This window comes from Mesorhizobium sp. M7A.F.Ca.CA.001.10.2.1, from assembly GCF_003998575.1.
GTDB lineage: Bacteria > Pseudomonadota > Alphaproteobacteria > Rhizobiales > Rhizobiaceae > Mesorhizobium.
This window is the reverse complement of the sequence record NZ_RZQY01000490.1, coordinates 1-4,569: the sequence shown is the minus strand read 5'-3', so window position 1 is coordinate 4,569 and position 4,569 is coordinate 1. Positions and strand designations below refer to the sequence as shown.

The window sequence follows — 4,569 nt, the reverse complement described above, 5'->3', positions numbered from 1 at the left end:
CCGCCGATCAGGGGACGAACGCCGCCGACGCTGGCGATGACGACAAGCAGGCGCCCGGCCCTTTCGAAGGCGGCACGCTGACCATCACCCAGAAGGAACAGTATGGCGAGAAGGTGCTTGCCTATGACGGCCAGCAGCTGGCCAGCAATTATGACGTCTTCTTCGACAAAATAGTCGAGGTCGGCGGCGTCAAGGTGGCGCTGTTCGATGTGGGCGACGGCGGCAATCAATGCGGGCCGGCGACGGTGATCGTCTGGAAACCGGAAGGCGGCACCATCCAGAGCACGACAGTCGAGCAGGACCAGTGCGGCGCACCGCCCTCGGCGGTGTCCGACAACGCCATCTATTTCGTGCCCTATCTGCTGCCGGGGGATGAGAAGCCGGCTTTGCAATGGTCGCCGACCGATGGGCTGACGATTTCGGGCAATCTGACCTACATGCCGGAACCCGGCACGGACTGGAAAGACATCGATCCGGAAAAGTACCAGAACATCATCGACGCCTTCCACAACGAGGCCGTCTACAAGGAAGCGAAAAAGCTTCTCGGCAAGGACATGCCCGACATGGCAACCAGCCTGCTGGTCGGCGGCGGCACGGAAAAGACCGCTTCGGGCACCTTCTACGCCAGCGGCTGCGTGCCGCATGATTGCGGCGGCAATGACGGCTTCATGGCGGTCGACCCGGCCCAGCACAGGCTCTATTTTGCGCGCCGCGGCGACAAGGGCCAGCCGCAGGCGTGGCCTGATGTGGCGACATGGCCGGTCGATGTGAAGGCGGCGTTGGACAAGGCGCTGGGGTCGGCGAACTAAGTATTTTGCGCGACGGCAGCCGCACCGTCGTCGTGCTGCGGAAAAGAATTGTCCGCCGCGATCCTTCACACCCCCGCTGGCATCGAAGGTTTGCACCGCCAATCCAACCATGTTGGCCCATGGTCGGACAGGCGTCTTCCCTGCAAAATGGCCACCAAATCCTGCGAGGCCCCATGCGCACACTCATCTCCACCGGTTCGCCCTTCGAAAAGACCGCCGGCTATTCGCGTGCAGTGGTGCAGGGCGACTGGTGTTTCGTGTCCGGTACGACCGGCTACGACTATGCGACGATGACGATGCCGGAGACGGTGGAGGCGCAGACGCGCAATTGCCTGGCGACGATCGGCAAGGCGCTTCAGGACGGCGGCTTCGAGATGGCCGACGTGGTGCGGGCGCATTACTACATCACTGACCAGGCCTTCGTGGACGTGGTCTTCCCGATCCTCGGCGAGACGTTCGGCGACATCAGGCCGGCGGCGACGATGATCGTCTGCCAGCTCAACAGATCGGAAATGAAGATCGAGATCGAGGTGACGGCGCTGCGGCGCACGGCTTGAAAGGCGACCGACGATGAAAGTCCGGCGCATCGTTGCCAATATCGAGACATCGGATGCCACTGCGGCCAAGCGTTTCTATCAGGATGTCCTCGGCCTCGATGTGCTTATGGACCTTGGCTGGATCGCCACCTACGGCTCGCAAGCAAAGATGGATGTCCAGGTCAGTTTCATGGCGCAAGGCGGCTCCGAAACGCCGGTGCCGGATCTTTCGATCGAGGTCGATGATGTCGATGCGGCGCTCGATGCCATGAAAGCGGCGGGCTTCGCCATCGAATACGGACCGGCCGACGAGCCCTGGGGCGTGCGCCGCTTCTATGTCCGCGATCCGTTCGGCCGGCTGGTCAACATTCTCTCGCATCGGTGAAGGCAAGGCGCTGCAATTTGCGGGAGGCTGGCGGGGCAGAGGGGAGCGCGAAGGATCGCAAACGAACGAGGTTGTTCTTGATCGCTGCGTTACTCCTTGCGCACAACCGGCTTGGCGTTTAGCAAGGCCGCGGTTCAAATTCTTTCCAGGACGGTTCCTCCATGGCAACGAAGCATCTTTTCCTGCTCCCCGGTGACGGCATCGGTCCCGAGGCCATGGCCGAGGTCAAGAAACTGATCGCGGTCATGAACGACAAGCTCGGCAGCGGTTTTGCCACCGATGAGGGGCTGGTCGGCGGCTGCGCCTATGACGCGCATGGCGCGGCGATCTCCGATGCCGACATGGAAAAGGCGATGGCGGCCGACGCGGTGCTGTTCGGCGCCGTCGGCGGTCCCAAATGGGATGCGGTGCCCTACGAGGTGCGCCCTGAGGCCGGCCTGCTGCGCCTGCGCAAGGACATGGAGCTGTTTGCCAACCTTCGCCCGGCCATCTGCTATCCGGCGCTGGCGGCGTCCTCCTCGCTCAAGCAGGAGGTGGTCGAAGGCCTCGACATATTGATCGTGCGCGAGCTGACCGGCGGCGTCTATTTCGGCGAGCCCAAGCAGATCATCGATCTCGGCAACGGCCAGAAGCGCGGCATCGACACGCAGGTCTACGACACGTTCGAGATCGAGCGCATTTCGGGCGTCGCTTTCGAACTGGCACGCACGCGCAAGAACCGTGTCACTTCGATGGAAAAGCGCAATGTGATGAAGTCGGGCGTGTTGTGGAACGAGGTCGTCACCCAGACCCACAAGGCGCGCTATTCCGACGTCAAGCTCGACCACATGCTGGCCGATGCCGGCGGCATGCAGCTGGTGCGCTGGCCAAAACAGTTCGACGTCATTGTCACCGACAATCTGTTCGGCGACATGCTGTCCGACATTGCCGCCATGCTGACCGGCTCGATCGGCATGCTGCCGTCGGCCTCGCTCGGCGCGCCTGACGTGAAGACCAAGAAGCGCAAGGCGCTTTACGAGCCGGTGCACGGTTCAGCCCCCGACATAGCCGGCAAGGGCATCGCCAACCCGATCGCCATGATCGCTTCCTTCGCCATGTGCCTGCGCTATTCCTTCGGCATGGTCGATGAAGCCGACCGTGTCGAAAGCGCGATCGCCGCCGTGCTCGACGAAGGCCTGCGGACGAAAGACATCATGTCCGATGGCATGACCGAGGTCGGTACGGTTCAGATGGGCGACGCGATCATCGCCAAATTCCTGGGCTGATTCCGTGACGGTCGACGTCCGCTGGGCGACGATCGAGGACGCGACGGCACTCGCGGCCATATTGTGCGAGATGGCGGAGCATTACCGGCAGCCGCCTCTCGATGCTGACCGGGCCCTGTCTGCTGCACGCAAATGGCTTGGCGAGGAAAGCCCGGCCTATCCGCATTTCGCGCTCGCCTTCGTCGACGGCGAAGTCAGCGGCCTGGCGTCGGTGGCGATCGCGCATCCCGGTATCGATCTCGAGCGGCTGCTGTTCCTCAAGGATCTGTTCGTATGCGAGAAGGTTCGCAACGCCGGCGTCGGCCGGGCGCTGATCGGCTTTCTCGCCGATCATTGCCTGCGCGAAGGCATCGGCCGCATCGACCTGACCACCGAGGACTGGAACGAGGGCGCGCTGCGCTTCTACGACCGGCTTGGCGCCGAGCGCCACGGCCAGAAGGTCTTTCTCAGGCTTTCAGGCGAAGCGCTGAAGGCGGCTAGATCCTGACGCCTGCCGGCACCGGTCCCCAAGGGTTTTCGCCCACCTGGGACGGCAGAAGTCCGAAGACCAGCAAGGCAATGCTGCCAATGGGAGTTATGAAGCCCAGAAGTGCAAACCAGCCGCTCAGACCCGCGTCATGCACACGCCGCACGACGAGCGCAATCGACGGCAGGATCAATCCCGAAAAGAAAAGAAGGAAGGGTATGAGCCCTATGGCCCTCATCGGCGTCCTGTCCGCATTGGTTTTGAAGCCATTGAACGCCAGGTCAACGAGTATTCCGAAGCCTAGAAGCGCCAATATCCCGAGGGTGTAGAATAGCCAGAAGGCCCAGAATTCCTTGCGGCGGGCGCGACCTTTGAAATTGCTATAGTCCGCAATTATCGCGCGCCAGAAGTAAGCCCACAGACCCATGGAATAGGCGGGCCTGCTCTCGGCCGAACGGCGTGGCTGGCCCGTGCTTGGCGATGGCGCTGTCGGGGTGACGGCGACTATATCGTGCGCCGTACCGTCCTCCGGTTGAAACTCGACAAGGGTGCCCCTGGCGAGGGTCACTTCATGGCTCACATCGTCACGGGCAAAGATATAACGCTTGCTGTCGATTCCGTCGATGTAGCCGTAGTCCTGATCCTGATCGTAGTGGAATATCGTGCCACGCATGTTTCTCCCCCGCGTTGCGCAAATACTACCCAGGGTTGTTTGTGATTGCAATACACGTGGCGGCTAAATCCTGACACCCGCCGGCACCGGCCCCCACTGGTTTTCCCGGGCCTGCGTCGGGATCAGCGCGAAGACCAGGATGATCAGGCTGCCGATGGTCGGGATCAGGATCAGCAGGCAGAGCCAGCCTGACAGGCCGATGTCGTGCAGCCGGCGCACGATCATGCCGAGGCTGGGAAGAATTGTCGCCAGCAGGAACGTGCCGCACAACCCGACCGTTATCGCGCCCGAAATATCACTGTCGAAACCGCCCATATCCATATCGGTGTACAGGCCGATGCCGCCGATGATCAGCAGGCAAACCGTCCAGAACAGGCAGTAGCCCCAATATTCCTTGCGGCGGGCGCGTCCGGCGAAATTGAAATAGTTCTGCGT

7 protein-coding genes are annotated in these 4,569 nt (G+C 62.1%); 5 read left to right on the top strand and 2 right to left on the bottom strand.

From position 1 onward, the window contains the following. From EN964_RS25510 to EN964_RS25490, 5 genes are all read left to right on the top strand, one after another. A partial coding sequence (locus EN964_RS25510) for a hypothetical protein (RefSeq protein ID WP_127276885.1) occupies nucleotides 1–809 on the top strand: 809 nt, incomplete at its 5' end. A gap of 173 nt (nucleotides 810–982) precedes the next feature. After that, nucleotides 983–1,366, top strand: a complete 384-nt coding sequence (locus EN964_RS25505) for a RidA family protein (protein WP_127271321.1) — start codon at nucleotides 983–985, stop codon at nucleotides 1,364–1,366. 13 nt (nucleotides 1,367–1,379) lie between these two features. Then, nucleotides 1,380–1,730 (top strand): VOC family protein, encoded by a 351-nt coding sequence (locus EN964_RS25500; protein ID WP_127271319.1) that lies wholly within the window; start codon nucleotides 1,380–1,382, stop codon nucleotides 1,728–1,730. Between the two features lie 161 nt (nucleotides 1,731–1,891). Then, nucleotides 1,892–2,995, top strand: coding sequence for a 3-isopropylmalate dehydrogenase (gene leuB / locus EN964_RS25495; RefSeq protein ID WP_127269799.1), 1,104 nt, complete (start codon nucleotides 1,892–1,894; stop codon nucleotides 2,993–2,995). Between the two features lie 4 nt (nucleotides 2,996–2,999). Further along, nucleotides 3,000–3,482 (top strand): GNAT family N-acetyltransferase, encoded by a 483-nt coding sequence (locus tag EN964_RS25490; RefSeq protein ID WP_127269801.1) that lies wholly within the window; start codon nucleotides 3,000–3,002, stop codon nucleotides 3,480–3,482. Here the strand turns inward: EN964_RS25490 and EN964_RS25485 are convergent. Both EN964_RS25485 and EN964_RS25480 read right to left on the bottom strand, forming a co-directional pair. Beyond that, a complete protein-coding gene (locus tag EN964_RS25485) occupies nucleotides 3,472–4,134 on the bottom strand; it encodes a DUF805 domain-containing protein (protein WP_127269803.1) in 663 nt (220 codons plus the stop codon). The two genes, EN964_RS25490 and EN964_RS25485, sit on opposite strands and share 11 nt — an antisense overlap. Before the next feature lie 63 nt (nucleotides 4,135–4,197). Then, a partial coding sequence (locus EN964_RS25480; RefSeq protein WP_164775985.1) for a DUF805 domain-containing protein occupies nucleotides 4,198–4,569 on the bottom strand: 372 nt, incomplete at its 5' end.